Genomic DNA, 25838 nt, shown 5'->3' with positions numbered 1-25838 from the left:
GCCCCGGACCGTGCTCCGGGGCGGGTCCGGGGCGGGTCCGGGGCGCGGTACCGGCGCGGCGGGCGGTGCCGTGCGGGCCGCGGCCGCCCGCGAGGGTCGCCGGAGCCATGGACGGCGGGCCATGGAGGGCAGGTAGCCTTTGCTTGTGCCCCGTCTGTCTGATGTCCTCGCCGAACTCGACGCCCTCTGGCCGCCCGGGAGGGCCGAGAGCTGGGACGCGGTCGGCACCGTGTGCGGAGACCCCGGTGCCGAGGTCGACCGGGTGCTGTTCGCCGTCGACCCCGTCCAGGAGATCGCCGACGAGGCGATCCGGCTCGGCGCCCAGCTGATCGTCACCCACCACCCGCTCTACCTGCGGGGTACGACGACGGTCGCGGCCGACACCTTCAAGGGCCGGGTCGTGCACACCCTCATCAAGCGCGACATCGCGCTGCACGTCGCCCACACCAACGCCGACACCGCCGACCCGGGCGTCTCCGACGCGCTGGCCGGCGCGCTCGACCTCCGCGTCGAGGGCCCGCTCGTGCCGGACCCGTCCGACCCGGAGGGCCGCCGCGGACTCGGCCGGATCTGCGTGCTCGACCACCCCGAGACCCTGGCCGAGTTCGCCGCCCGCGCCGCCGCCCGGCTGCCCGCCACCGCGCAGGGCATCCGGCTCGCGGGCGACCCGGCGGCGACGGTGCGCACCGTCGCGGTCAGCGGCGGCTCCGGCGACAGCCTCTTCGACGCGGTGCGCGCCGCGGGCGTCGACGCCTTCCTCACCGCCGACCTGCGCCACCACCCGGCCTCCGAGGCCGTCCAGCACTCCCGGCTCGGCCTGGTCGACGCCGCCCACTGGGCCACCGAGTGGCCCTGGTGCGAGCAGGCCGCAGCGCAGCTCGACGCGATTTCCGACCGCCACGGATGGGACCTGCGGGTCCACGTCTCGAAGCAGGTCACCGACCCCTGGACCACCACCACCCACCACTCTTCTGGAGCCCCCAACTGAACGCCGCGCCCGCCGACCAGATCCGACTCCTCGACGTCCAGGCCCTCGACGTACGCCTGTCCCAGCTCGCGCACCGGCGCAAGTCGCTGCCCGAGCACGCCGAGATCGAGTCGCTCACCAGCGACCTCGCGCAGCTGCGCGACCTGCTGGTCGCCTCGCAGACCGAGGAGAGCGACACCGCCCGCGAGCAGACCAAGGCGGAGCAGGACGTCGACCAGGTGCGCCAGCGCGCCGCCCGCGACCAGCAGCGCCTCGACTCCGGCGCGATCACCTCGCCGAAGGACCTGGAGAGCCTCCAGCGCGAGATCGCCTCGCTGGCCAAGCGCCAGGGCGACCTGGAGGACGTCGTCCTCGAAGTGATGGAGCGCCGCGAGTCCGCCCAGGAGCGCGTCACCGAGCTGTCCGACCGGGTCTCCGCCGTCCAGGCCAAGGTCGACGACGCGACCGCCCGCCGCGACGCCGCGACCAGGGAGCTCGACGCCGAGGTCGCGACGGTGACCAAGGAGCGCGAGGTCGTCGCCGGTTCCGTCCCCGCGGACCTGCTGAAGCTGTACGACAAGCTCCGCGAGCAGCAGGGCGGCGTCGGCGCGGCCCGCCTCTACCAGCGCCGCTGCGAGGGCTGCCGCCTCGAACTGAACATCACCGAGATCAACGAGGTGAAGGCGGCGGCCCCGGACACCGTGCTGCGCTGCGAGAACTGCCGCCGCATCCTGGTCCGCACGGCGGAGTCGGGCCTGTAATGACCCAGCCGCGCCAGTTCGTCGTCGAGGCCGACGGGGGGTCCCGGGGCAACCCGGGGCCCGCCGGTTACGGAGCGGTCGTCATCGACCCGGTGACGGGGGAGACCCTCGCCGAGGCCGCCGAGTACATCGGCGTCGCGACGAACAACGTCGCCGAGTACAAGGGCCTCATCGCGGGTCTGAAGGCGGCGAGGGCGCTGGTGCCGGACGCCTCGGCGGACGGCGCGCTCCGGGTGCGGGTCCGGATGGACTCCAAGCTGGTCGTGGAACAGATGTCGGGCCGCTGGAAGATCAAGCACCCCGACATGAAGCCGCTCGCGGCGGAGGCCGCCAGGATCCTGCCGCCCTCCGCCGTCACCTACGAGTGGATCCCGCGCGAGAAGAACAAGCACGCGGACCGGCTCGCCAACGAGGCGATGGACGCGGGCAGGCGCGGCGAGCAGTGGGAGCCGTCGGCCTCGACGGCCTCCCTCGACACCCGTGGGTCCGGGGCGGCGATGGACCTGCCGCCGGTCTCCGGACCGCCCGGCGACGCGGCGGCGGGTGCGGCAAGGGCCCGCGCCGCCCTGGCCGGCCGCACGGGCGCGGCGCCGGACGCCACGGCTCCGGCGGACGCGGCGGGTCCGGCACGGGCCGCTGCGACGAGTACGGCCCCGACGGACACCGCTCCGGCGGCAGCCGCCACCACAGCGCCCCAGGTGGGCTGGGCGGCGGCGCCCGATCTCGGCGCGCCCGCCACCTTCGTGCTGCTCCGGCACGGCGAGACGGCGCTCACCCCCGAGAAGCGGTTCTCGGGCAGCGGCGGCAGCGATCCCGAACTCTCGGCGGTCGGCCGTCGGCAGGCCGAACTCATCGCGGGCGCGCTGGCCGCCCGCGGCACGATCGAGGAGATCGTCAGCTCCCCGCTGCGCCGCTGCCGCGAGACGGCGGGCGCGGTCGCGGCCCGGCTCGGTCTGGAGGTCCGGATCGAGGACGGTCTGCGCGAGACGGACTTCGGTGCCTGGGAGGGGCTGACCTTCGCCGAGGTGCGCGAACGTCACGGCGCCGACCTGGACGCCTGGCTCGGCTCCGCGAAGGCGGCCCCCACCGGCGGCGGGGAGAGCTTCGCCGAGGTGGCCCGCCGCGTCGCGGCGACCCGGGACCGCCTCACCACCCGCTACGCGGGCCGCACGGTCCTCCTGGTCACCCACGTGACGCCGATCAAGACCCTGGTCCGGCTGGCCCTGGGCGCCCCGCCGGAGGCCATGTTCCGCATGGAGCTCTCGGCGGCCTCGGTCTCCGCGGTGGCGTACTACGCGGACGGGAACGCGTCGGTCCGGCTGCTGAACGACACCTCGCACCTGAGGTGAGCCGGGTGCGCCGGAGCGTCACCCCGGCTCCCGTCCTGGTCCGGGTGCGGGGTGGTGCGTGCGCGGGAACGTGACGCTTCGGGTGCTGAGTGTCACGCCGAGTTCGAGGTGGGTGGTGAGCGGCGGCTCCTGGGCGGATGCGGCGGCTTCCCGGCGGGGCACCGGAGCGACTTCCGCTTCGGCGGGGCCGTCGCAGCGGCTTCCCCGGCTGCGCGAAGCCGTTGCCTCCGTGGGGGCGCTGGGGTGCCACGCTCTCACCCCGCCCCCGGGGGTCCCGGGTGGAGCCCCGGGTCCGGGACAGAGCCCCGGGTCCGGGAAGGGGCGGGTGGGGGAAATCAGCCGCGCAGGGCCGCCGCCTCGCTCGCCAGCCGCTCCACCCGCGCCCAGTCCTTCGCCGCCACCGCGTCCGCCGGGAGCATCCAACTGCCGCCCACGCAGCCGACGTTGGGCAGTGCCAGGTACGACGGCGCGGAGGCGGGCGAGATGCCGCCCGTCGGACAGAACCGGGCCTGCGGCAGCGGCGGGGCGAGCGACTTCAGATAGGCCGTGCCGCCGGCCGCCTCGGCCGGGAAGAACTTCATCTCGGTGACCCCGCGCTCCAGCAGCGCGACCACCTCGGACGTCGTCGAGACGCCCGGCAGGAACGGCACCCCCGACGCCTTCATCGCGTCCAGCAGCCGTTCCGTCCAGCCGGGGCTGACCAGGAACCGGGCTCCCGCGGCGACCGTGTCGGCGACGTTCCGCACGGAGATCACCGTGCCGGCGCCGACCACCGCGTCCGGCACCTCGGCCGCGATCGCCTCGATCGCGGCCAGGGCCGCCGGGGTCCGCAACGTCACCTCGATGGCCGGGAGCCCGCCCGCGACCAGGGCGCGGGCGAGCGGCACCGCGTCGGCGGCGTCCTCCAGGACGACCACGGGGACGACGGGGGCCAGATCCAGCACGGAGGCGGCAGGGGCGGGGGAGGAGGCAGAGGAGGTCATGCGGCCATCCTGCCGCGCGACCCGCACTACACGCAACGAGTGTTGCGCATGTTGCAACGCCAGGGTTCTGGCGGCCCCCGCACGGGACCGAAGGCCCGAAGGACCGACGGATCAGTGGATCTCCGTCACCACGACATCGATCGACCAGGCCCGCCCGGCCCGCGCGGGCGCCTCGGCCTCCACGGCGTACCCCAGGTCGCGCAACGCCTCCACCAGCTCGGCGGGCCCCTTCGGACGCGCGCCCGCGATCAGCAGGTCGCGGACGATCCGTCCCTTCGTCGCCTTGTTGAAGTGGCTGACCACCGACCGCTTCTCCACCCCGTCCACCAGCTGCGAGTGCAGTACCCGCACGCTCGCCGTGCGCTCCGCGACCTCGCCCTTCGGCTTCCAGGCCGCGGTGTAGGCGGAGGACCGCAGGTCCAGGACGAGCCCGTCCCCGGCCGCCTCCGGCATCACCTGCGCCATCGGGCCGCGCCAGTACGCCCCGAGCGCGCCCAGCCCCGGCAGCTTCACCCCCATCGAGCAGCGGTACGAGGGAATCCGGTCCCCCACCCGCACCGCGCCCCACAGCCCGGAGAAGACCAGCAGCGAGCCGCTCGCCCGCCGCTTGGCCGCCGTGTCCAGGGAGGCCAGGTCCAGCGCGTCGTACAGCACCCCCGTGTAGATCTCCCCGGCCGGACGCGTCCCGGCCGTGCGCAGCTCCACGTTCTTCGCGACCTCGCCGCGCAGCCCCTCGCTCAGCCCGAGCACCTCGCGGGCCTTCTCCTCGTCCGCCGCGCACAGCTCGACCAGCTCGTCGAGGACCGCGGCCCGCGCCGCCGCCAGGCCCGGCAGCGACAGCGACTCCGGCTTCAGGGGCGCACCGCGCCCCGAGGCGGCCTTTCCCTCGGAGGGCGGCAACAGCACGAGCACGGCGGTTCTCCTTCGTACGCACGGGCGGGGGCGGGTCCGGGCCCCCGCGCCAGCGTACGGGGAGGCGCGGGGGACGACGTACGGGAACGACGACGCATGGAGACGACGTGCGAGAACCGCGTACGGAGACGACGGGCCCGCCCGGGATGCCGCCCGTCCGGCTCCGGCCTACGCTCGGTCCATGCCCCGCCGCCACCTCCGCATGACCGGACCGGCCGACACCTCGCTGGGGGCGGCCCTGCGCGGACTGCGCACCGAACTGGACCTGCCCGACGGCTTCCCGCCCGACGTCCTCGCCGAAGCGGACCGGGCGGCCGGGGACCCGGCGGTCCGGGCCCACGAGGACGCGACGGACCTGCCGTTCCTCACCATCGATCCGCCCGGGTCGACCGACCTCGACCAGGCCATGCACCTCGAACGCCGCAGGCACGGCTACCGGGTGCACTACGCCATCGCCGACGTCGCCGCCTTCGTGCGCCCCGGCGGCGCGCTCGACGCCGAGGCCCACCGCCGGGTGACGACCCTCTACTTCCCCGACGGCAAGGTTCCGCTCCATCCCGCATCGCTCTCCGAGGACGCCGCCAGCCTCCTGCCGGGAGGCGCCCGTCCCGCCGTGCTCTGGCGGATCGACCTCGACGCCGAGGGCGCCGTCGTCACCACCTCGGTGCGCCGGGCCCTCGTCCGCAGCCGCGCCCGGCTCGACTACGCCGGAGTCCAGCGGCAGATCGACACCGGCACCGCCGAGGAATCCCTGGCCCTGCTCCGGGACGTCGGACGGCTCCGCCAGGAGCAGGAGACCGCCCGCGGCGGCATCTCCCTCGACGTGCCCGAACAGGAGATCGTCGAGCGCCACGGCACGTACGGCCTCGCCTACCGCGCCCCGCTGCCCACCGAGGCGTGGAACGCCCAGATCTCCCTGCTGACCGGCATGGTCGCCGCCCACCTCATGGAGGAGACCGGCACCGGCATCCTGCGGACCCTGCCGGTCGCCCCGGACGGCGCCGTGGCCCGGCTCCGCCGCTCGGCCGAGGCACTGCGCATCGACTGGCCGCACCACGTCCCGTACGCGCGGCTCGTCCGTTCCCTCGACCCGCGCAGGGGCGACCACGCCGCGTTCCTCCAGGAGTGCACCACTCTGCTGCGCGGTGCCGGGTACACCGTCTTCGAGCACGGCGAACTCCCGGTCCCCGCCGTCCACGCCGCCGTCGCCGACCTCTACACGCACTGCACCGCCCCGCTGCGCCGGCTCGTCGACCGGTACGCGGCCGAACTGTGCCTCGCCGCCGACGCCGACCGGAACCCGCCCGAGTGGGTCCTCTCCGCACTGCCCGGCCTGCCGAAGGAGATGGCGGGCGGGACGGCGCGGGCCAACACCGTGGAGCGCGAATGCGTGGACCTGGTCGAGGCGGCCCTGCTCAAGGACCGGGTCGGCGAGGTCTTCGACGGGTACGTGGTCGACGTGAAGGACCAGGAGCCCACCGTCGGCACCGTCCACGTCGTCGACCCGGCGGTCGTCGCCCGGATCGACGGCGGCGACACCAAGCTCCCGCTGGGGGAGCGGCTGCGGGTCAGGCTGGACCGGGCGGACCCTGGATCGGCGAAGGCGCTGTTCGTCCCCGCGTGAGCGCGGCCACGACGGCGCCCGGGTCGTCCGCGTGGAACCGGACCGTCCGCGCCAGCCCGCGCCCGCCCAGCGGCCGTACGTACTCCACCGGAGCGGTCAGTTCCACGCTCACGGTCGTCTGTCCGCCCACGGCGAGATCGAGCGACCCGTCCGGCCCCGGCCGGACCGGTCCACCTTCGGGGAAGCGCCGCTCGACCCGCGCCCCGGCGACCGCCCCGGCGGGAACCCGCAGGTCGAACAGCCCGCCGTAGCGGATGCGCAGCGCCCCGTCGGCGCCCACCACGTGCGGCCGGGTCACGCACGAGGCGTGCAGCGCCAGGACGAACACCACCCCGTACACGTCGACCACGAGCAGCACCCCGTGCACGAGCGGCCACGGGACCAGCAGCGCCAGCATCACCGTCTCGACCACGGAGACGAAGAGCAGGCCGTACATCATCGCCGTCTGCGGCCCCGTGTACGGGGCGGCGACGGCACCCTCGGGCACGGCGTGCCGCCGGCGCAGCAGCCACAGCCCGAGGCTGTGCAGGGCCCGCGCCTCGTGCCCGACGAGCCGGCGCACCGGCACCGGTACGGCGTCGCGCAGCGCCGCCCGCAGCGCCTCCGGCCACCCGAGCCCGGCCCGCCGCCCCGCACGCAGGAGCCGCCACAACACCGCGCACTCGAACCCGAACACGGTCACCACCAGGGCCTCGGCCGCGAGCAGCACCGCCCCCGGTATCCGGACCCCGGCCAGGAGGCAGCCCGCCAGAGCCACCTCGGCCGCCATCACGCCCCCGATCACCCACCCCGGAACCCGCACTCCCGTCCTCATCCCGCCCCCTCCTCCGTGTCCGTTTCCGTCTCCGCCATCCGGGCCGCCAGCCCGGCCATCACCCGGCGCACCACCTCGGCCTGGGCGGGCGCCCAGTCGTCGAGCAGGGCCTGGCCGAACCCCGGGACGACCGGCCCGTTCGAAGGGATCTCCGCCAGCACCTCGTCCGGCACGGCGGCCAGCACGTCGTCGGCGAGCGGCCCGATCCGCGGATCGTCCACGGCCGCCCCGGCCAGCGCGTCCAGCCGCTCGTACAGGAGGGGCAGGCCCGGGTCCTCGGCCATCGTCGCCAGCGCGGCACGGACCCCGCCGCCGAGCCCCGCCGGGTCCAGCAGCGTCAGATGCTCACGGTCCCTGGCGGCCGAGGGGGAAGCGCCGGCCGGCCCCGTGCCCAGCAGCTCGGCGAGCGCGGGCGGCACGGGCCCCTCGGCGGAGACCGGCGTCTCCAGCAGCTTCGCCAGCCGACGCCGCCGCTCCCTGATCTCGTCCTCCTGCCGGGCCAGATCCGCGTCCAGCCCGGCGAGCACGTCCACGAGCTCGTACCCCGCCGTGTCGGCGAGGACGTCCCGCACCTCGTCCAGCCCGAGCCCGAGCTCGGTGAGCCGCCGGACACGGGCCAGCACCACGGCGTCCCGCACGCCGTACGAGCGGTAGCCGTTGGCCCGGCGAGCGGGCTCGGGAAGCAGACCGATGTGGTGGTAGTGCCGGATCGCCCGCGAGGTGACCCCGACGAGCGCGGCGATCTCTCCGATGCGCATGGGGCCAGTAGAAACCTTGACGCCGCGACAAGGTCAAGCACGACCGGCCCCGCCGTATCCGGCACCTTCGCTCCCGCGTGTGCCACGATCGAGCGACTTGTTCCCATCTCACGGACGGCGGGCCCGACGATGTCCCGATCTGGCGAGCGACCGAGGAAGGGGCGTGACATGACTGCCATGCCGTACGAACCGCTCACGCAGGCGGACGTCCTGCTGGAGGGCTTCCTGGCGCTGGATACGCCGGAGGGCTTCCGGGCCGAGCTGATCGAGGGGGAAATTGTCGTGACGCCGCCGCCGGACGGGGACCACGAGGACTACATCGGCGTGATCCTGGAGCAAGTGATCACCCGCTCTCGCACCAAGATGCGATTCTCCGGGAACAAAGGACTGAAGCTGGCAAGCGGCGGACGCTGTCCCAAGAACCACGTCATTCCCGACGGCACCTTCGCCCCCAGGGAACTGCGTCTGTACCGGGGAGCCGACCCCTGGATGCCGTGCGAGGGAGTGGCCCTCGTCGTCGAGGTCACCTCGACCAAGCCCCGGGCGGACCGCACGGACAAGCGGCACTGCTACGCCCGTGGACCCATCCCGCTCCACCTCCTGGTGGACCGGGAGCAGTCCTCGCTGACGCTGTTCAGCGACCCGGAGGGCGACGACTACCGCCAGCACTGCACGGTCCCGTTCGGCAGGCGGCTCGCTCTCCCGGAGCCGTTCGCCTTCGACCTGGAGACCGAGGAACTCATCTGAACCGGCTCGGTCCCGGATCCGATCCCTGCCCCGTCCGGCCGTTCCCGCCGGGCGGGTAGCATGGTCGGCACGGCAGACGAGCCGGGCGGACGGCCGCGTGGGGATTCTCGGATCTCCCCGAGGAACGTCCGGGCTCCACAGGGCAGGGTGATGGCTAACGGCCACCCGGGGTGACCCGCGGGACAGTGCCACAGAGAACAGACCGCCGGGGACCTCGGTCCTCGGTAAGGGTGAAACGGTGGTGTAAGAGACCACCAGCGCCCGGGGCGACCCGGGCGGCTAGGTAAACCCCACCCGGAGCAAGGTCAAGAGGGGCCGTCGCGAGACGGCCCTGCGCGAATGATCGAGGGCGGCCCGCCCGAGTTCGCGGGTAGACCGCACGAGGCCGGCAGCAATGCCGGTCCTAGATGGATGGCCGTCTCCCCGGCCGCCGCGAGGCGACCGGGTGACAGAACCCGGCGTACAGCCCGACTCGTCTGCCGCCACCCGCGGCCTTGCCGCGGAGGCGACTTCGGCATGCGGCGGATGTGCCGCACCCCGCGCACCACGATCGCGGACGGGATGGTCCGGGCGAGCATCAGAGGGGCACGGATCGGCGTGTTCATGGGAGTGGGAGCGAGTCCCGGTTCTCCGCGACCGTCGCCAGGAGATCGGCGGGTTCGCACTCCACGGAGGCGTTGACGACGGGCTCGAAGTCATCGACGTCCGCTGCCGTCCCGGCGAAGTCGGAGGGGAGGAAACTCCACCCCTCGATGCCGCTCCGGCCCGCCTGGACGGTGGCCCGGATTCCGTCCGGCGAGGAGACCCGCGACCAGGCCGTGCACCGGTCCGAGAAGCCGAAGGGCAGGAAGACGGTGCCGCCGCCGGAGCGCAGCCGCCGCAGGTGGTCGCCCCACTGATCGAGGAGCCGCCGGAGGCCGGTCGCTACGGGCGTTCGACCACGCCCGCCTCGTGGGCGGCGATGGCCGCCTCCACCCGGTTGCGCACCCCGAGCTTGTTGAGGATCGCGCTCACGTGGGCCTTGACGGTGCCCTCCACCAGGAACAGTTCCGCCCCGATCTCGGCGTTGGACAGTCCCGCTCCGAGGAGCGCCAGTACGTCGTGCTCCCGCTTCGTGAGCTTCTCCACGACGTGCCGCGACGGTGGCTCGTGCGGGGGACGGCCGGCGCGCAGTACGCCGATCACCCGGGCCGCCACCTTCGGCGAGAGGTAGGCGCCCCCGGCGGCCACCGCCCTTACGCCGTTGAGGAGTTCGCGGGGGTCGTCCGCCTTCAGCAGGAAGCCGCTGGCCCCCTCGTGGAGGGCGCGGGTGATGAAGTCGTCCTCGCCGAACGTGGTCAGCATGATCACGGCCGTGCCGGGGCGGTCGCGGTACATCCGGGCGGCCGCTGCCAGGCCGTCCAGGCGGGGCATCTGGATGTCCAGCAGGACCACGTCGGGGCGGTGCAGACGGGCCAGTTCGACGGCGGCCAGGCCGTCGGCGGCCTCGGCGACCACGTCCATTCCCGGCTGCCGCGCCAGGATCGCGCGTATCCCCGAACGGATCATCGCCTCGTCGTCGGCGAGGAGGATCCGCACCGGTGGTTCGTCCTGAGGAGTCTCCCGCGTTCCTTGCACGGGACGAGCCTAAAGCGCCGCGGACGCCCCGGTCGACGGGGGAGGACGCCCGGTCGGCTTCTCCGGGCGGACTTCCGCGCGGGGGTGCGGAGCGACCCCTGACGAAAGTGAGTGGTGGCCCTGGCGAACGGCCGATGTGCGCGGTCCTCCCGCTTCCTAGCGTGGCAGCAGTGAGAACGATCCGAAGGGAAGAGCTGTGATCACCCTGCGAGGCCTGACCAAGCGTTACGGCGACACCGTCGCCGTGGACGGCTTGACGCTGGACATCGGGGAAGGACGGGTGACCGGCTTCCTGGGGCCCAACGGCGCCGGCAAGTCGACCACCATGCGCATGATCCTCGGCCTGGACCATCCGTCCGGGGGCGAGGCGCTCATCGACGGGAAGCCGTACTCCTCCTTCCGCCACCCGATCCGCGAGGTCGGTGCGCTGCTGGACGCCAAGGCCCTGCACCCCGCCCGTTCCGCGCGGGCCCACCTGGTGGCCCAGGCGCGCAGCAACGGCATTCCGACGAGCCGGGTGGACGAGGTGCTGGAGACGGTCGGCCTGGCCAAGGTGGCGCGGCGCCGGGCCGGGGCGTTCTCCCTCGGCATGTACCAGCGGCTCGGAGTGGCGGGCGCGCTGCTCGGCGACCCGAAGGTGCTCGTCCTCGACGAACCGGTCAACGGGCTCGACCCCGACGGCGTCCGCTGGGTCCGTGAACTCGTGCGGTCCCTGGCCGCGGAGGGCCGGACGATCCTCCTGTCCAGCCACCTGATGAGCGAAATGCAGCTGACCGCCGACCAGTTGGTGATCATCGGCCGGGGCAGGCTCCTGGCCGACACCCCGATGGCCGACCTGCTGGCGGGCAGCTCGTCGGCGTCGGTACGGGTGCGCACCCCCGACCCGGACGGCCTGCGCACACTGGCCGACCACCTGCGCCGGGACGACGGCGTACGGGTGGAGGTGCCGTCCGCCGACGAGATCGTCGTGCGGGGCCGCGGCGTCGAGGAGGTCGGCGACCTGGCCCACGGCCTGGGCGTACGGCTGCACGAACTGCACGCGGTGTCCGCCTCGTTGGAGCAGGCATACATGGAACTGACCGCGCGGAGCGTGGAGTACGGGACGGGTGGTGCGGTGTTCGGGGAAGCGGGTTCCGGGGAGACGCGGGAGGCCGGGGCATGAGCGCCGTATCCACTGCCACGGGAGCCGACCGGCGCGAACGCCCGGGAACCCACCGCACCGGGGGCGGATTCCCCGGCGCGTTCGCCGCGGAGTGGACCAAGCTGTGGTCCATCCGCGCGCCCCGCGTCTGCCTGGTGACGGGCCTGGTCGTCACCGGGATCTTCACCTTCTACTACGGGTCGATCGCCCGGATCAACGACAAGCCGGTCCAGCCGGTGGGCAACGCCTCGGTGTCCTCGGTCGTCCTCACCCAGTTCGCCCTGGTGGCCCTCGCGGTGACCATGGTGACGAGCGAGTACGCGACCAGCAGCGTGCGCACCTCACTGCTGTGGGTACCGGTCAGGCACCGCGTCCAGCTGGCCAAGGCGCTGCTGAGCGCCGTGGTGGGCCTCGGCGCGGGAGTGGTGTTCGGGGTGCTGGGCATCGCCGTGGCCTGGGTCCCCTTCCGGGGACACGCCGAATTCGAACTGTCCGAGGCGGTCTCCCAGATCCTCGCCATGGCCGTCTACTGCGCCCTGACCGGGGTGATGGCGGTGGGGGTGTCGTTCGCGCTGCGGACCGCGGCGGGAGCGGTGGCCGTGCTGTTCTTCCTGATCTCCGCCCTGCCCAGCATGCTGGTCGGGCTGGGCGGCCCGGTGCTGCTGGCCATCAACGACCACATGCCGCAGACCGCGGGCGGCCACCTCATGCTGGGCGACGGCAGCGCCCCCTACCCGGCCGCGGTGAGCCTGCTGATCCTGGTGGCGTGGACCGTCGCCGCCCATGGGGCCGGTGCCTGGGTGCTCCGGCACAGGGACGCCTGACCGGTGACGCCCCGGTCCACGGCCCCGTACGCACGTCCCCTCCCCGGGAAACGTGCGTACGGGGCCGGGCCTCAGGACCCGCCGGGGCCGCCGCCCGGCACGACGTCCTTGGCGACCAGACGATCGCCGGAGAAGCACAGCCGGTACAGGTCCACCTGGTCCAGGAGATTGCCGTTCGACCGGTAGAACTCGCACTCGCTGCCGTACGGCCGGGGGGCGGACCGCGCGGTGTCGGGCGGATAGGGGTAGCTCCGCGCCGGCAGGAGATGGGCGAACTCCGCCCGCTCCCGGCCTACTTGGACGGCGGCGTAGGACGTCGGGGGCAGTATGCACGTCGCCAGTTGATAGGCGAGGTACCCGGCGGACGGCAGGACCGCCAGGGCGAGCGCGGCCGGTGCGACGAACGCCACCGCGAACCGCAGCCGGACCCTGCGCCGTGCGTCGCCCATCCGGCGCGCCGACTCCGCCCCGTCGTCGGGCGGGGGCTGCGGGACGAGGTCCGGCCGGGTGCCGCCCACCCGGTCCGGCAGCACGGCGGTCACCCGGAACCCCTGCTCGAACGGCCCGGCGTGCAGGACGCCGCCGAGCGCGCCCACCCGTTCCCGCAGCCCGGCGAGACCCCGGTTTCCCGGCACCGGTCCGGGCGACGGGCCCGCCGGAGAGGCCGAGTTGGTCACCCCGACCTCGGTACGGCCGCCCTCGTGGACGATCCGGACGTGCACGGAGCTGCCGGGGGCGTGCTTCGTCGCGTTCGTCAGCGACTCCTGCACCACCCGGTACACGGCGTGCCCGACGAGCGGCGACGGGGAGGGGCTGCCGCCCTCCCGGACCAGATCCACCGCGACACCGGACGCGGCCGCCCGCTCCAGGAGCTCCTCGACGGACTCGACGGAGGAGTCCTCGGGGCCCCCGCCGGGGCCGTCGCGCAGCACCGTCACCGTCTCCCGCAGATGGTCGACGGCCTCGGACACGGTCCTGCGCAGCTCCGCCACGTCCTCACGGTCCTGCTCGCCCAGGGTCGGCGACAGCTCCAGCGCGCCCGCCCGCAACGCGATGAGGCTCAGTACGTGTCCGAGGGAGTCGTGCATGTCGGCCGCGATGCGGGTCCGCTCCCGCAGCCGGGCCTGCTCGGCGACGAACCGCTGCCGCTCCTCCAGGGTCCGTGCCAGTCGCCAGCCGCCCGACACCAGGGCCCGCCGGGCCTGCTGGTAACGGCCGACGAGCCACGGCACCAGCAGGGCGGCGGGCAGCATGGTGACCGCGTAGAACCACCAGATCGCACCCCGCCCGAGCACCGCGCACAGCGCGAGGTCGAAGGCCAGGCACGAGGTGAGCACCACCAGGGGAACGCGGCCCGCCCTCACCCTGGCCCCCATCAGATACGTCATCGCGGCCAGTGCCAGGACGTAGGCGTTGGCCGGGGACGACTCGTTCGCGAGGCCCAGCGCGCACAGCCCGTTGGCGGCGAACACCGCGGCGCCCGGCCACCGGCGGCTCGCCGGAACGGCCACCGCCAGGACGAGGAAGGGCAGCACCACGTCCCGTACCACCGAGGGCTGCGACGCGGACCGGAACGCCCACAACCCCGCACCGGCCGGCACCGCCCACAGCGCCGCGTCGAACAACCACGCCCTCCCGGACGCCGGTGACGGTCCCGCCGCCCCGGACGGCATGTCCGTGTCCGCCTTCGTTTCCGTGTCCGCTTCCGCGCTCCCGCCACGCTTCACCACGTGGCCGACCCTACCGATCGGGTGGTGGACGCCCGGGGCGGAGCCGGTACGGCGGGCGGGCTCAGCCGGGCCGCCGCCGGTGGCCCATCGTCCGGGATGTCGCCACGACCAGCAGCAGCGTGGCCGCTCCGACGACCGTCCCCAGGCCGGGGAACGTGATCACGGGGGCCGTTCCCTTCGGGGCGACCAGGTCGTGCGGGTCGGCGTACACATGGATGCGGTCGCCGGCGCGGGTGTACGCGGTGCAGACCTTCGTGCCCGTGACGGACGTCCTGCGGCCGTCCGGGAGCCGGAGCCCGCACGTGTACTCGTCGCCCCCGGTGACCGGCTTCCGGGAGCGGATGACCTCGGTGACCGTCACGGGCGTCCGTTCGCCGCGCAGGCTCAGCACGGCGTCGCGGAAGCCGGCCGGCACCGAGATCAGCAGGACTGTCAGGCAGAGCAGTATCACCAGCAGCTGCTTCTCCGTCGGTACGAGGATCAGCGGCAGGCCGAGCACCACGGCGACCGCCGCCACGATCAACAGCAGCTGCGCAGGCGCCCGGTCGTCCCCCAGGACGATGCCCAGCAGCCCGCACCCCATCAGCACCAGCGCCGCTCCGAGGCCCAACAGCGCCCCCGCCGGGCGAGGTCGGCGCGGTGTCCACTCCCGCATCGACCGGATCGCGCGCGCCACGGCGTTCCCGGCACGTTTCCAGGCATCCCTCATGCCGCCCGTCCTCCCCCCGGAGCCGCAGACCCCTCGGCGCGCGGTGCCGCCGCGGCACTCGCTCCCAGCCGTTCCCGTCGCCCCGTTGCTCGAACCTTCGTACCGGGGACCGGTCGTCCCGCGCGTCCTCCTCACCCGTCCAAGTTCTCGTAACTCGTGAACCAGTGCCGGTCGAAGTGGCGCGCGGTGGAACGGGGGAACCGCGGGTCGGTGAGCAGGCGGTGGACGAACTCCGCCGTCGAGCCGTCGAACCGGTCCCACTCGCCGTAGTCGTCGCCCGTGACGAGGATGGGCCACCGGTCGGGGTCGGTGCCCTCGGTGAGCCAGTAGAACGAACTCTGCTGCTCCGTGCTCGCCCACTGCAACAGGCCCCCGGGAGCCGGGTGGAGGCGGTACGGCCCCCACGGCCCGCCGCCGTTCTCCGCGGCCGCCCGGGCCCAGAACTCGTTGAACTCGACGAGGTCGAGGCTGCCGGGCGGGCCGTCGGCGATCAGGAGGCCGAGGTAGTCGTCGAAGTCGCCGTGACCGAACCGCTCGACGAGCTCCTTGTAGTCGCCGGGCAGCGCCGTCCCGAGCCGGGACTCGACCGCCGCCCAGTCGACGGCGGCGCCCCGCTCCCGGGTCCATCCGGTGACGGCGACGACCCGGTCCACCCAGGTCGTCCCCTCCGACGGCCCGGTCGACCACTTCTCCGGCACGGCGCGCGAGGTCCCGCCCCGTGCGTCCGGCCGCTGCCGTACGGGCTGCCCGGTCACCAGCACCACCGGCCGCACCACCCCGTCGGTCCGGACCGCACCGCAGCCGATCCACCGGCCGGCGTGCCTCCACGCGCGCATCTCGACGACCCGGTCCCCGAACGGGGCGAGGAGCGGCGCCCCGGTGCGCCCGGTCACCGTCGGATCGACGTACCCGCCCATGGCCAGATTGCGCGACTGCCCGTACCGGCTGCTCAGCACCCTGCTCAGGGCCCTGAAGTCGACCGACTCGTCCGTCGGCAGGCGGACGGGGTCCTCACCGTGGCCGACCGGGCCGCACACCGCGTCCCGCCCGTCATGGGTCACCAGGGCGTCGACGGCGGCGAGCAGTTCCTGTTCGTCCATGACCGGGAGTCAAGCACGGGCCTGTGACAGCCGGACCGGTCCCGGACCCGCGCCGATTCCGCTACGGGGTCGCGGCGGTGGAGCCCGTGGGGTTCGGCGCCGCACGGGCCCGTTCGTCGACGAGGGCCCGGAAGGCGTCCGGGTCGCCGATGACCTCCTCGGCACGGTCCCGCTGCCGGTGCAGGGCGTAGTACCGGGCGCCGATGGCGTCGGGGTCGGCCTCGCCCCTGCCGGGGACGATGCCGGAAGCGATCGTCACCGTTGCGACGTACACCCCTTCCGGCCCGAGTTCGGTGTGCAGGGCGTGCGCCCAGTTCCGCAGGCCGGCCATGGCCATGCCGACATTGGCCAGGAAGGGGGCCGGGACCGTCGAGGAGACGCCGGTGGTCAGCAGCAGCGTGCCGTCGCCCCGGGCGCGCATTTTCGGCAGCACGTGCCGCACGGCGGTCACGGCCCCCAGCACGTGCACTTCGAGCTGCGCCGTGGCCGAGGCGACCGTCGTCCCGGCGGCGTGCGTGATCGGTTCGGTCGGGCCGGGACTGAACTCCAGGACGTCGATCGGGCCCAGGGCGTTCTCCGCCGCGGTGAGGGCGGCGGTGAGGGCCCCGGGATCGCGGATGTCGGCGGGGAAGGCGGCGGCCGTGATGCCCGGCCCGGCCAACTCGGCGACCAGGGCGTCCAGTCCGGCCTTCGTGCGCGCGATCAGCCCGACCTCGAAGCCATGGCGGCCGAAGGCACGGGCCACCCCCGCCCCCAGCCCCGGACCCGCACCGACGACCACCAGCGTCTTCGCCATCGAATTTCCTCCCCGACCGGGGGAGCCGGACACAACTCCCTTCCGGTTCCCCATACTTACGACTTGTTCGCGACCCATGCTTCGTCACCGGGGCGAGCAGGACAAGACGGCACATTGCTGTCGGTAACGCACACGGAGGTAACCATTGACCCTCATGCCGGACGACCTGTCGGCGGTCGAGGCCGACGAATCCGGGAGCGGCGGGCCCGGGCGCGGCGAGTCCGAGGAGGACGAGTGCCGGCAGGTGTTGCGGATTCTCGGTGTGATCGGCAACAAGTGGAGCGTCCTGGTCGTCGGGCAGCTGCGCGACCGCGCCCTGCGCTTCGGTGAGCTGCACCGTGCCGTCACCGGCATCTCGCAGCGGATGCTCACCCTGACGCTGCGGCAGCTCGAACGCGACGGCCTGCTGACCCGCACCGTTCACGCCGACGTTCCGCCCAGGGTGGAGTACACCCTGACCGGACTCGGCTCGACACTGCTGGACGCCGTCACCGCCCTGGGCGACTGGGCCGCCGCCCACCGGGAGGAAATCGGGGACAACCGGCGTCGCTACGACGAGGCCCACCCGCCACGGCCGCGGTCCTGATCGGACAGGGGCCGGGCAGGGCCGGTGCCGCGGCGGCACCGGCCGGTACCGCCCCGACGCGGACGCGGCCGTCGTGGGCCGGGCGGCCCGGTCCCCGAAGCAGGGCGGGGCCGTGATCGCGGAGGCGGCTCGCGGGCCCGCCCCCGTGCCGGTCACGGCTCCAGGGCCTCCCCGTCCAGGAGCCCCAGGATTTCCGGGACGGGGACTTCCCCGCCCGTTCGCGGACCGTTCGCGGGCGGGATGGGCTGCTCGGCCCAGATCGTCTTGCCGTGCCGGGTGTAGCGGCTGCCCCAGCGCGTGGTGAGCTGCGCGACCAGATACAGGCCGCGGCCCCCCTCGTCGGTGAGCCGGGCCCGGCGCATGCGGGGCTGGGTGGCGCTGGGGTCGGAGACCTCGCAGGTCAGCTGGGCCGCCCGGATCAGCCGCACCTCGACCGGGCCGTCGGTGTAGCGGATGGCGTTGGTGACCAGCTCGCTCAGCACCAGTTCGGTGGTGAAGACCAGCTCCTCCAGCCCCCAGGCGCGCAGTTGCCGGGCCGCCTCCTGCCGGACCCGGGCGACGGCGGCCGGGTCCGGGTCCACCGGCCAGAGGGCCGTGTTCCCGGGCGGCACCGCGTGGGTACGGGCGAGCAGCAGCGTGACGTCGTCGGCGAGGTGGTGCACGGGCCGGCCGGAGATGATCTCCTGGCCGAGTTCCCGCAGCGGTGCGGTGGTGGCGCCGGGGCGGGTCAGGCGGCGGCGCAGTTCGGCCATGCCCTCGTCCAGGTCGCTGTCGCGCCCCTCGATCAGCCCGTCCGTGTAGAGCGCGAGGATGCTGCCGGGGGCCAGTTCGACCTCGGTCGTCTCGAAGGGCAGACCGCTGACGCCCAGCGGCGGCCCGGGGTTCAGCTCCACGTACGAGACCGTCCCGTCCGGGGCCACGACGGCGGGCGGGGGGTGTCCGGCCGAGACCATCGCGCAGCGCCGGGAGACCGGGTCGTAGACGGCGTACAGGCAGGTGGCGCCGATCGGGTCGGTCCAGCCCTCGGGCGGCGCCCCGTCGTCGTCCGGCCGGGTGAGGTCGTGGGGTTCGTCGCGGAGCTGGGAGACCAGGTCGTCCAGGTGCACCATCAGCTCGTCCGGTTCCAGTTCGAGGTCGGCGAGGGTGCGGACGGCGGTGCGCAGCCGCCCCATGGTGGCGGTGGCCCCCAGCCCGTGACCGACGACGTCCCCGGCGACCAGGGCGACCCGGGCGGAGGAGAGCGGGATCACGTCGAACCAGTCGCCGCCGACCCCGGTGGCGGGGTCGGCCGGCAGGTAGAAACCGGTCGTGGTCACGGCGACCGTCTCGGCCTGCGCGGGCGGCAGCAGACTGCGCTGCAGCCCGATGGCCGACCGGTGCTCCCGGGTGTAGCGGCGGGCGTTGTCCAGGGCGAGGGCCGCGCGTGCGGCGATCTCGCGCAGCAGGTCCAGGTCGGCCGGTTCGTAGTCGGGGCGGCCGGGCGCGCGCCGGACGGTCACCCGGCCGAGGAAGCTGCCCCGGGCCCGCAACGGGGCGGTCATCGAGGCGGGGGAACTGGTGGCGGACAGGTCGGTGCCGGCCGGGACCACCGTGTCGGCCGGCACCTCCGTCGCGGGTTCCCCGGCCACGGCGGTCCGGCGCAGCGCCAGCCGCCCGTCCTTGCCCGGGACCGGCTCCTCGCCCGTGAACACCGCCTCCGCGATCTCCACCACGGCGAGGTCGGCCAGGCCGGGCACCAGCACGGCGGCCAGCTCCTCACCGGTGCCCGTGACGGACAGCGATCCGCCGACGGCCGCGGTGGCGTGGTGCAGGATCGCCAGGCGCTCGTCGGAACGGCGCTGCTCGGTGACGTCCGTGAACAGCGCGGTGACGCCGAAGACCTGCCCGTCCGGCGCCTGGAGCCGGAACGCCGAGACGGCCATCACCGCCCCGCCCCGGGGGTCCTCGATGGTCCGTACCCGCTCCTCCGCCAGGATCAGCGGCCGGCCCGTCCGCAGGACCTCCCGCAGCCGTCGCTCGACCGCCGCGGCGTCGTCGGCCTCCAGGAAGTCGCCCAGGCGCCGCCCGCGCAGGTCCGGCGGGAGACCGGTGTACGGGAACAGATGGGTGTTGGTCCTGGCCAGCCGCAGCTCCTCGTCGAAGACGGCGAGGCCCAGCCGGTCCTGGAGGAAGAGCTCCCGGGTGAACGCCCGGTCCTGCCGCCACCGGGAGACCATCCCGGCGGGGGCCCCGAGCACGAAGTACCGCGCCGGTTCCGCCGAAGCCCCGGGACCGGGGGCGGGGGCGGTGTTCTCACCCGCGAGGGGGAGGACCTGGAAGACGATCCCCAGCTTCTCGCCCCGGCCGGTGAGCACCACCGCCTCGCCGGACCGGACGGCCCCGGACCGGACGCCCTCCGGCCGGTCGACCCACAGCCCGGACCGTGCGCCGGGGTCCGCGAGCAGTTCCCTCACCGGACGGCCGCGGACGGCGTCGGCGGAAAGCGCGAGCAGTTCCGCCGCCGCCGGGGTCCAGCCGATGATCCGACCCCCGGCGTCGAGCAGGGCCCCGGCCGCGCCGTCCGCGAACGGGAGCCCGCTGTGCGCGGACGCGCCTGGGAGGGTCTTTCCGTCCACCACGTACTCAGCTCCCTTTCCCGGCGCCGCCCGCGATTCCGCGCCGGGCGCCGCTCTGCGCGCCGCGCGCCCCGGTCGTCGAACGCCCGCGCCCTTCCCGGAAGGCCCGTGCGGCCGCGTCCGTGGCCATGGTCTTCTCCATCATGCCCCGCTCGTTCCGGCCGCCAGTCCCGAAAGCCACCGATCGGCCCCCTCACCGGCCCCGGGGGAGTGGTGGAGCCCTCCGGGCGGCCGGACCGGCGGGGCCGACCCGCCCGGAGGCATTGATTCCGCCGAGTGGGCCGGGCGAGGCGCCGTCAGAACCCGCGCCCCCACGTCGAACTCCATGCGCCTCTCCTGCCAAGCTGAGTGACCGTATGAGGATTCATGCCCGCCAGGTGCTGGATCATCGAGGCTGTCGGGCGGGTTCCGCGACATCTGCGGGGCATGGTCCTGTCCGATGGTCCCCGTCGTTCCAGCTGTTCCTCGGGAAGGTTCTGCATGTCCGATCGCGCCGTCGCAAGCCGTGGCTCCCTGCTGGCGGTGAGCGACCTCCACGTGGGAATGGCGGACAACCGCCCCGTCGTCGAGTCCCTGCGGCCGGAATCGGACGAGGACTGGCTGATCGTCGCCGGTGACGTCGCGGAGCGGGTCGCCGATGTGGAGTGGGCGCTGCGGCTGCTCGCGGACCGGTACGCGCGGGTCATCTGGACCCCGGGGAACCACGAGTTGTGGACGCCCAAGAACGACCCCGTCCAACTGCGGGGCCGACGACGCTACGAGCACCTGGTCGAGCTGTGCCGGAGCCTCGGGGTGACCACGCCGGAGGATCCGTATCCGCTGTGGCGGGGGCCGGGCGGGCCGGTGGCCGTCGCGCCCGTGTTCCTGCTGTACGACTACAGCTTCCGGGCGCCGGGCACCACGACCAAGGAGGAGTCCCTGGAGTACGCGCACCGGACGGGGGTGGTGTGCACCGACGAGTTCCTGCTGCACCCCGACCCGTACCCGAGCCGGGACGCCTGGTGCCGGGCCCGGGTCGCGGAGACGGAACGGCGGCTCGCGGCGCACGACCCGCAGATCCCGCTGGTCATCGCCGGGCACTGGCCCCTCGTGCGCGACCCGATGGCCGTGCTGTGGTACCCCGAGTTCGCCCAGTGGTGCGGGACGGAACTCACCGCCGACTGGCACCGGCGCTTCAACGTGGCGGCGATGGTCTACGGCCATCTGCACATCCCCCGCACGACCCGGTACGACGGCGTCCGCTTCGAGGAGGTCTCCATCGGCTACCCGAGGGAATGGCGCAAACGAGGTCATCCCAAGGGGTTGCTGCGGCGGATCCTCCCGTACGAGGACGACTCCGTCGCCGCGCCGGAGGCCGTCAGCGGTGCCCCAGGACGTTGACGACCCGGCCGTCCGGGTCGCGCACGAAGAAGCGGCGCACGCCCCACTCCTCGTCGCTCAAGGGGTACACGATCTCCGCGCCGCTCTCCTTCATGGCGGCGTGGACCGCGTCCACGTCCTCCACCTCCACGCTCATGTCCGGCGAGACCGGGGCGGTCGCGTCGGAGCCCATGAGGCTCAGCTGCACCGAGGGTTCCGACGGCGAGGCGAGCGTCACGATCCAGCCGTGGTTCATGACCTCCTGGAGCCCCAGCCGGCCGTAGAACTCCGTGCTCCGCCGCATTCCCTCGGCGGTGGGGACGCCGGTGGTGCGGATGTTGGGGACGACTCTGCGGACGGACATCGACAACTCCTGTGGTGAGGACCGGTCATGGGGCCCGGGATCCGGAACCCGGCACTCGGGGCCGGTGCCCGGGACGGACTTCGTACCACCTGCCGACGGTCATAGAGTGCCGGGCTGTGAGCAACGAGATGTCCGATGGCCAGTTTCTTTCCCGGTCCGGCACGGCGGAGCAGGTGCCCCTGGGCTTCCGTCGCGCGGGCGAGTCCGATCTGCCGGAGCTGGTCCGGCTGCGGGACGACGCGGCGCGGTGGCAGATCGCGCACGGCATCGACCAGTGGAAGCCGGGCGAACTCGGTGTCCGGCACTTCCGGAACCGGCTGGACGAGGGCGAGGTCTGGCTCGCCGTGCTGGGGGAGGACGGGCCCGTCGCCGGGGCCTGGGAGCTGTGGTGGGACGACCCGGCGGCCTGGGGTCCGCAGGCCCCGGACGCGGGTTACGTCCACCGGCTCATGACGGACCGCCGCGTCGCGCCCCCGGGCACCGGGCGACGGATGCTGGCACGGGCGGAGGCCCGGATCGCCGAAGCGGGCCGCGCGCTCTGCCGGCTCGACTGCCTGGCCGGCAACGCCCGGCTCCGGGAGTACTACGGGGCGGCGGGGTACGAGATCGTCCGCGAGCGCCCGAAGGACGGCGGCCTCGGCCGCACCTACCGGGTCACCCTGCTGGAGAAGCGGCTCCGAGGGCAGGCCCGGACCCTCCCGGCGGGCGGCGCCGTTACCCCGCACGGCATGGTCGACTCCTGTGCGGATCAAGATGATTCCGAGGTCGCGGCAGCCGCGGCACGGGCCGGTGCGGACGTGGTGCGCGGCATGTACGGCCGACGGCTCGACCGCATCGACAAGGGTGCCGGGGACTTCGCCACCGCCGCCGACGTGGCGGCCGAGCAGGCGATCCTCGACGTCATCCGGGCGGCCCGGCCCGAGGACGCGGTGCTCGGCGAGGAGGGCGGACAGCGGGGCGCGGCCGACTCCGTGCGCCAGTGGCTGGTCGACCCCCTGTGCGGCACGCTCAACTACGCGGCCGGCACCATGCTGGTGGCCGTCAACGTGGCGCTGCGCGGCGGGGCGGCGGCCGTGGCCGACCCCTTCGGCGGCGAGGTCTTCCTCACCGACGGGAAGACCGCCCGGGTGCGGCAGGACGGGGCCGACACGCCCCTGGTGCCCACCGCCGACACCCGGCTGGTGGACGTCAACCTGGACCCGCCGTTCCCGGGCGCGCCCGCGTTCCGGGCCACGGACCTGCTGGCCCGCCCCGGGTTCGTCGAACGGTTTCGGCCTCGGGTGGGGTCCACGACGCTGGCCCTGGCCTGGGTCGCGGCCGGCCGGCGCGCCGCGTACGTCACCGATGGCGGCGACCTGTCCGGGAGCGTCCACTTCGCGGCCGGCATCGCCCTGTGCAGGGCCGCGGGCTGCGTGGTCACCGGCGTCGACGGCGTCCCGGTCGAACGGGGCGGCCGCGGGCTCGTGGCCGCCGCGGACGCCGACACCCACGCGCTGCTGATGTCGATGATCGACGGCCGGGGCGCGTGACGGAGGCGGCGCCGCCCGGAGCCGCCTCCGGGCCACCCGCCCCGGCGGGGGCCGTCAGGCGTCGATCCGGGTTCCCGTTCCGCTCACCCGCACCCGGGGGTCGCCCGCGCGCAGTTCGACGGTGAGGGTGCCGGGGCGGCCCATGTCCTCGCCCTGGTGGAGGGTGAGGACCGCGCTGTCCGGGGCGAGGCCCTCCGCGCGCAGATAGGCGCCGAAGGCCGCGGCCGCCGCGCCGGTGGCGGGGTCCTCGACCACACCGCCGACCGGGAACGGGTCGCGGACGTGGAAGACGTCCGGCGCCGCCCGCCACACCAACTGAATCGTCGTCAGGTCCAGTCGGTGCATGAGGGTTTCGAGGCGCGCGAAGTCGTAGGAGAGGTCGGCGAGGCGCTCGCGGGTCGCGGCGGCCAGCACCAGGTGGCGGGCGCCCGCGTAGGCGATCCGGGGCGGCAGGGCCGGGTCGAGGTCGGCGGCCGGCCAGTCCAGGGCGGCGAGCGCCTCGGCCAGGTCGTCGGGAGCGATCCGAGCGACGTGCGGTTCGACGCTGGTGAGCGTGGCGCGCAGCTCGCCGCCCTCCCGGGCGACGGTGACCGGCACCGGGCCCGCGGCCGTGCTGAACACCAGCTCGCCGGGGCCGTCGCGCTCGGCCAGCGCGAGGGCCGTCGCCACGGTGGCGTGGCCGCAGAACGGGACCTCGGCCTTCGGGCTGAAGTAGCGGATGGTGTACCCCCGGACGGGCGCCGGGGCCGCGTCGTCCGGGGAATCCGCACCGGTCCGGGAGCCCGCGCCGGCCGGCTCGTACCGTCCCGTCAGGAACGCGGACTCGCTGTAGCCCAGCTCCGCGGCGACGGCGAGCATCGCGGCCCCGTCGAGACCGGACGCGTCCAGGACGACTCCTGCCGGATTGCCGCCCCGGGGGTCGGCGGAGAACGCGGTGTAGCGCAGGACCTCGGCGGCCGAATTCTGAGTCATGCCGCTGATCAACTCCGTCGCGGCCCGGGCCATTCCCCGACCGGTCACCAATGAACCGAATTGCTCCGAATGGCATCGGTCGACCCCGATCCGGGGCCGAGTCGGACCGGGCCGGGGCGGGCCGCGACGCGAACCGGGGTCAGTGGCAGTTCTTGGTGCCCTTGCTCGACCCGGTCCAGGAGCAGGAGTCCTGGAGCTTGCCGTTCGGCTTGATCAGCCGGGCCTTGTCGCCGGTGTTGTTCCAGACGTACGAACCGCGGTTCCAGTAGACGTGGCCCGACGCGTTCCTGCCCCGGCCCGTGTGGACCTTGACGGTCTTGCCGGCGCCGATGGTGTAGCTGCCGAAGGTGTACGTGTAGCCGGTGTTGTCCTTGAGCTTGTAGCCCTTGAGCTGGAGCTTGGACTTGCCGTTGTTGTGGATGTCCACCCACTCGGCGTTGAGGGACGTGTTGCTGCGGTTGTCCTTGCCGGGGCTGTCGTACTGGATCTTCCCGAGGTGCAGCCCGGTCCGGTGCGGGGCGGCCGACGCGGGGGCCGTGACGAACAGGGGGCCGGTCAGGGCGGTGGCGGCGGCCAGGGCGAGGGGTGCCGCGACGCGCATGCGCATGCTGTGGTCCTTCCGTGGAGCTTTCGTGAAGAACTGTGAGCATAGGGGGCGGTGCGGGCGGCCCGGCCGGGGGGTGCATCCCGGCGGACGCCAACGGCTCCCGCCCGGGGCCCGGTTCGGGCGGGAGCCGTCGGCCGCGTCCGGCGCGTGCCCTCAGCCGCGTCCCACGTACGGCATCGTCGTCGCCAGGACCGTGGCGAACTGCATGTTCGCCTCCAGTGGCAGTTCCGCCATGTGGAGCACCGTCCGGGCCACGTCCGCCGCCGCCATCACCGGCTCGACCGCGAGTTCGCCGTTGGCCTGGAGGATGCCGGTCCGCATTTGTTCGGTCATGTCCGTGGCCGCGTTGCCGATGTCGATCTGGCCGCAGGCGATCCGGTACGGACGGCCGTCCAGCGACAGCGACTTCGTCAGCCCGGTCATGGCGTGCTTGGTCGTGGTGTAGGCGACCGAGTGGGGGCGCGGCGCGTGGGCGGAGATCGAGCCGTTGTTGATGATCCGGCCGCCCTGCGGGTGCTGCTCCTTCATCAGCCGGTACGCGGCCTGCGCGCACAGGAAAGCGCCCGTCACGTTCACGTCCACCACCGCCCGCCAGTCCTCCACCGCGAGGTCCTCGACCGGCACGGCACCCGGGCCGAACGTGCCCGCGTTGTTGAAGAGCAGGTCGAGACGGCCGAAGCACTCCCGCACCGAGGAGAAGAGCGCGGCCACGTCCTCGGGGCGGGACACGTCGGCGGGAACGGTGATCACCCGGGCGTCCGCCCCGGCCAGCATCGCGGTCTCGGCGAGGGGGCCGGGGCGCCGGCCCGCGAGCGCCACCGACCAGCCGGCGCCGGTCAGGGCGAGCGCCACCGCGCGGCCGATCCCGGAACCCGCGCCCGTCACGACCGCCGTCTTCGCATCCGAGTTCAACGCTTTGTTGCTCATGGGGCCGCAGCGTACGCCCTTCACGCCCCGGGGCGCCCGGGACGCAT

The 25838-nt window shown here is 74.1% G+C and carries 26 protein-coding genes and 1 other RNA gene; 12 read left to right on the top strand and 15 right to left on the bottom strand.

What is annotated here, in order from left to right:
• Nucleotides 1–145: 145 nt before the first annotated feature.
• Genes EAO76_RS08180 through EAO76_RS08170 form a run of 3 tightly spaced genes read left to right on the top strand, consistent with a single transcriptional unit; the run spans nucleotide 146 to nucleotide 3077 of the window.
• On the top strand, nucleotides 146–988 hold the full coding sequence (locus EAO76_RS08180) for a Nif3-like dinuclear metal center hexameric protein (protein ID WP_148834778.1): 843 nt from the start codon (nucleotides 146–148) through the stop codon (nucleotides 986–988).
• Complete coding sequence (locus EAO76_RS08175; protein ID WP_187438546.1) at nucleotides 985–1728, top strand: zinc ribbon domain-containing protein; 744 nt, start codon at nucleotides 985–987, stop codon at nucleotides 1726–1728. Before EAO76_RS08180 ends, EAO76_RS08175 begins: the two co-directional genes overlap by 4 nt.
• Nucleotides 1728–3077 carry a bifunctional RNase H/acid phosphatase gene (locus EAO76_RS08170; protein ID WP_148834774.1) on the top strand — a complete coding sequence of 450 codons (1350 nt, stop codon included), beginning with the start codon at nucleotides 1728–1730 and terminating at the stop codon, nucleotides 3075–3077. The genes EAO76_RS08175 and EAO76_RS08170 overlap by 1 nt, the downstream gene beginning before the upstream one ends.
• A gap of 335 nt (nucleotides 3078–3412) precedes the next feature.
• On the opposite strand, the gene eda is transcribed toward EAO76_RS08170, so the two are convergent.
• Together eda and yaaA are read right to left on the bottom strand one after the other, a co-directional pair.
• Nucleotides 3413–4060: a bifunctional 4-hydroxy-2-oxoglutarate aldolase/2-dehydro-3-deoxy-phosphogluconate aldolase gene (gene eda / locus EAO76_RS08165; protein ID WP_148834772.1), complete on the bottom strand. Its 648-nt coding sequence runs from the start codon at nucleotides 4058–4060 to the stop codon at nucleotides 3413–3415.
• A gap of 111 nt (nucleotides 4061–4171) precedes the next feature.
• Nucleotides 4172–4972: a peroxide stress protein YaaA gene (gene yaaA, locus EAO76_RS08160; protein ID WP_148834770.1), complete on the bottom strand. Its 801-nt coding sequence runs from the start codon at nucleotides 4970–4972 to the stop codon at nucleotides 4172–4174.
• Between the two features lie 181 nt (nucleotides 4973–5153).
• Between yaaA and EAO76_RS08155 the strand changes: the two genes are divergently transcribed.
• Nucleotides 5154–6596 (top strand): RNB domain-containing ribonuclease, encoded by a 1443-nt coding sequence (locus tag EAO76_RS08155; RefSeq protein WP_262375308.1) that lies wholly within the window; start codon nucleotides 5154–5156, stop codon nucleotides 6594–6596.
• Here the strand turns inward: EAO76_RS08155 and EAO76_RS08150 are convergent.
• Both EAO76_RS08150 and EAO76_RS08145 read right to left on the bottom strand, forming a co-directional pair.
• Complete coding sequence (locus tag EAO76_RS08150; RefSeq protein ID WP_148834769.1) at nucleotides 6541–7410, bottom strand: hypothetical protein; 870 nt, start codon at nucleotides 7408–7410, stop codon at nucleotides 6541–6543. The two genes, EAO76_RS08155 and EAO76_RS08150, sit on opposite strands and share 56 nt — an antisense overlap.
• A complete protein-coding gene (locus EAO76_RS08145) occupies nucleotides 7407–8168 on the bottom strand; it encodes a MerR family transcriptional regulator (RefSeq protein WP_148834767.1) in 762 nt (253 codons plus the stop codon). Before EAO76_RS08145 ends, EAO76_RS08150 begins: the two co-directional genes overlap by 4 nt.
• Nucleotides 8169–8345: 177 nt before the next feature.
• On the opposite strand from EAO76_RS08145, the gene EAO76_RS08140 reads away from it, so the two are divergent.
• From EAO76_RS08140 to EAO76_RS44405, 3 genes are all read left to right on the top strand, one after another.
• Nucleotides 8346–8915 (top strand): Uma2 family endonuclease, encoded by a 570-nt coding sequence (locus EAO76_RS08140; RefSeq protein WP_148835637.1) that lies wholly within the window; start codon nucleotides 8346–8348, stop codon nucleotides 8913–8915.
• Nucleotides 8916–8992: 77 nt separating this feature from the next.
• Nucleotides 8993–9394, top strand: an RNA gene (rnpB, locus tag EAO76_RS08135) — RNase P RNA component class A.
• 273 nt (nucleotides 9395–9667) lie between these two features.
• On the top strand, nucleotides 9668–9814 hold the full coding sequence (locus tag EAO76_RS44405; RefSeq protein WP_187438501.1) for a hypothetical protein: 147 nt from the start codon (nucleotides 9668–9670) through the stop codon (nucleotides 9812–9814).
• 25 nt (nucleotides 9815–9839) lie between these two features.
• On the opposite strand, the gene EAO76_RS08130 is transcribed toward EAO76_RS44405, so the two are convergent.
• The gene (locus EAO76_RS08130; RefSeq protein WP_187438545.1) at nucleotides 9840–10487 is read right to left on the bottom strand and encodes a response regulator transcription factor; all 648 of its coding nucleotides are present in this window, start codon (nucleotides 10485–10487) and stop codon (nucleotides 9840–9842) included.
• Nucleotides 10488–10728: 241 nt separating this feature from the next.
• Between EAO76_RS08130 and EAO76_RS08125 the strand changes: the two genes are divergently transcribed.
• Together EAO76_RS08125 and EAO76_RS08120 are read left to right on the top strand one after the other, a co-directional pair.
• A complete protein-coding gene (locus EAO76_RS08125) occupies nucleotides 10729–11694 on the top strand; it encodes an ABC transporter ATP-binding protein (RefSeq protein WP_148834765.1) in 966 nt (321 codons plus the stop codon).
• Nucleotides 11691–12497, top strand: a complete 807-nt coding sequence (locus EAO76_RS08120) for an ABC transporter permease (protein WP_148834763.1) — start codon at nucleotides 11691–11693, stop codon at nucleotides 12495–12497. The genes EAO76_RS08125 and EAO76_RS08120 overlap by 4 nt, the downstream gene beginning before the upstream one ends.
• A 71-nt stretch (nucleotides 12498–12568) precedes the next feature.
• On the opposite strand, the gene EAO76_RS08115 is transcribed toward EAO76_RS08120, so the two are convergent.
• From EAO76_RS08115 to EAO76_RS08100, 4 genes are all read right to left on the bottom strand, one after another.
• Nucleotides 12569–14227, bottom strand: a complete 1659-nt coding sequence (locus tag EAO76_RS08115) for a histidine kinase (RefSeq protein ID WP_316248319.1) — start codon at nucleotides 14225–14227, stop codon at nucleotides 12569–12571.
• Between the two features lie 61 nt (nucleotides 14228–14288).
• Nucleotides 14289–14936 carry a hypothetical protein gene (locus tag EAO76_RS08110; RefSeq protein WP_148834761.1) on the bottom strand — a complete coding sequence of 216 codons (648 nt, stop codon included), beginning with the start codon at nucleotides 14934–14936 and terminating at the stop codon, nucleotides 14289–14291.
• A 131-nt stretch (nucleotides 14937–15067) separates the two neighbouring features.
• Nucleotides 15068–16036, bottom strand: a complete 969-nt coding sequence (locus EAO76_RS08105) for an SMI1/KNR4 family protein (RefSeq protein WP_148834759.1) — start codon at nucleotides 16034–16036, stop codon at nucleotides 15068–15070.
• A 61-nt stretch (nucleotides 16037–16097) separates the two neighbouring features.
• Nucleotides 16098–16832 (bottom strand): SDR family oxidoreductase, encoded by a 735-nt coding sequence (locus EAO76_RS08100; protein ID WP_148834757.1) that lies wholly within the window; start codon nucleotides 16830–16832, stop codon nucleotides 16098–16100.
• A gap of 154 nt (nucleotides 16833–16986) precedes the next feature.
• On the opposite strand from EAO76_RS08100, the gene EAO76_RS08095 reads away from it, so the two are divergent.
• The gene (locus tag EAO76_RS08095; RefSeq protein ID WP_148835634.1) at nucleotides 16987–17418 is read left to right on the top strand and encodes a helix-turn-helix domain-containing protein; all 432 of its coding nucleotides are present in this window, start codon (nucleotides 16987–16989) and stop codon (nucleotides 17416–17418) included.
• A 152-nt stretch (nucleotides 17419–17570) separates the two neighbouring features.
• Here the strand turns inward: EAO76_RS08095 and EAO76_RS08090 are convergent, their stop codons facing one another.
• On the bottom strand, nucleotides 17571–20036 hold the full coding sequence (locus tag EAO76_RS08090; protein WP_187438500.1) for a SpoIIE family protein phosphatase: 2466 nt from the start codon (nucleotides 20034–20036) through the stop codon (nucleotides 17571–17573).
• Between the two features lie 4 nt (nucleotides 20037–20040).
• Nucleotides 20041–20178 (bottom strand): hypothetical protein, encoded by a 138-nt coding sequence (locus tag EAO76_RS44400; protein ID WP_187438499.1) that lies wholly within the window; start codon nucleotides 20176–20178, stop codon nucleotides 20041–20043.
• 335 nt (nucleotides 20179–20513) lie between these two features.
• On the opposite strand from EAO76_RS44400, the gene EAO76_RS08085 reads away from it, so the two are divergent.
• Nucleotides 20514–21413, top strand: a complete 900-nt coding sequence (locus tag EAO76_RS08085) for a metallophosphoesterase (protein WP_148834755.1) — start codon at nucleotides 20514–20516, stop codon at nucleotides 21411–21413.
• Here EAO76_RS08085 and EAO76_RS08080 read toward each other — a convergent pair.
• The gene (locus EAO76_RS08080) at nucleotides 21391–21756 is read right to left on the bottom strand and encodes a VOC family protein (protein WP_148834753.1); all 366 of its coding nucleotides are present in this window, start codon (nucleotides 21754–21756) and stop codon (nucleotides 21391–21393) included. The two genes, EAO76_RS08085 and EAO76_RS08080, sit on opposite strands and share 23 nt — an antisense overlap.
• A gap of 728 nt (nucleotides 21757–22484) precedes the next feature.
• Between EAO76_RS08080 and EAO76_RS08070 the strand changes: the two genes are divergently transcribed.
• Nucleotides 22485–23285: an inositol monophosphatase family protein gene (locus EAO76_RS08070; protein WP_148835632.1), complete on the top strand. Its 801-nt coding sequence runs from the start codon at nucleotides 22485–22487 to the stop codon at nucleotides 23283–23285.
• Nucleotides 23286–23339: 54 nt separating this feature from the next.
• Here EAO76_RS08070 and EAO76_RS08065 read toward each other — a convergent pair whose 3' ends face one another.
• From EAO76_RS08065 to EAO76_RS08055, 3 genes are all read right to left on the bottom strand, one after another.
• Nucleotides 23340–24257, bottom strand: coding sequence for a PhzF family phenazine biosynthesis protein (locus EAO76_RS08065; protein WP_148834751.1), 918 nt, complete (start codon nucleotides 24255–24257; stop codon nucleotides 23340–23342).
• Nucleotides 24258–24396: 139 nt separating this feature from the next.
• Nucleotides 24397–24864, bottom strand: coding sequence for a lamin tail domain-containing protein (locus EAO76_RS08060; RefSeq protein ID WP_148834749.1), 468 nt, complete (start codon nucleotides 24862–24864; stop codon nucleotides 24397–24399).
• A gap of 153 nt (nucleotides 24865–25017) precedes the next feature.
• Nucleotides 25018–25791, bottom strand: a complete 774-nt coding sequence (locus tag EAO76_RS08055) for an SDR family oxidoreductase (RefSeq protein WP_148834747.1) — start codon at nucleotides 25789–25791, stop codon at nucleotides 25018–25020.
• Between the last annotated feature and the right edge of the window lie 47 nt (nucleotides 25792–25838).

It is taken from the genome of Streptomyces sp. sk2.1, from assembly GCF_008120935.1.
Taxonomy (GTDB): Bacteria; Actinomycetota; Actinomycetes; order Streptomycetales; family Streptomycetaceae; genus Streptomyces.
The sequence above is the reverse complement of the archived record's forward strand: the minus strand, read 5'-3'. Positions and strand labels throughout refer to the sequence as shown.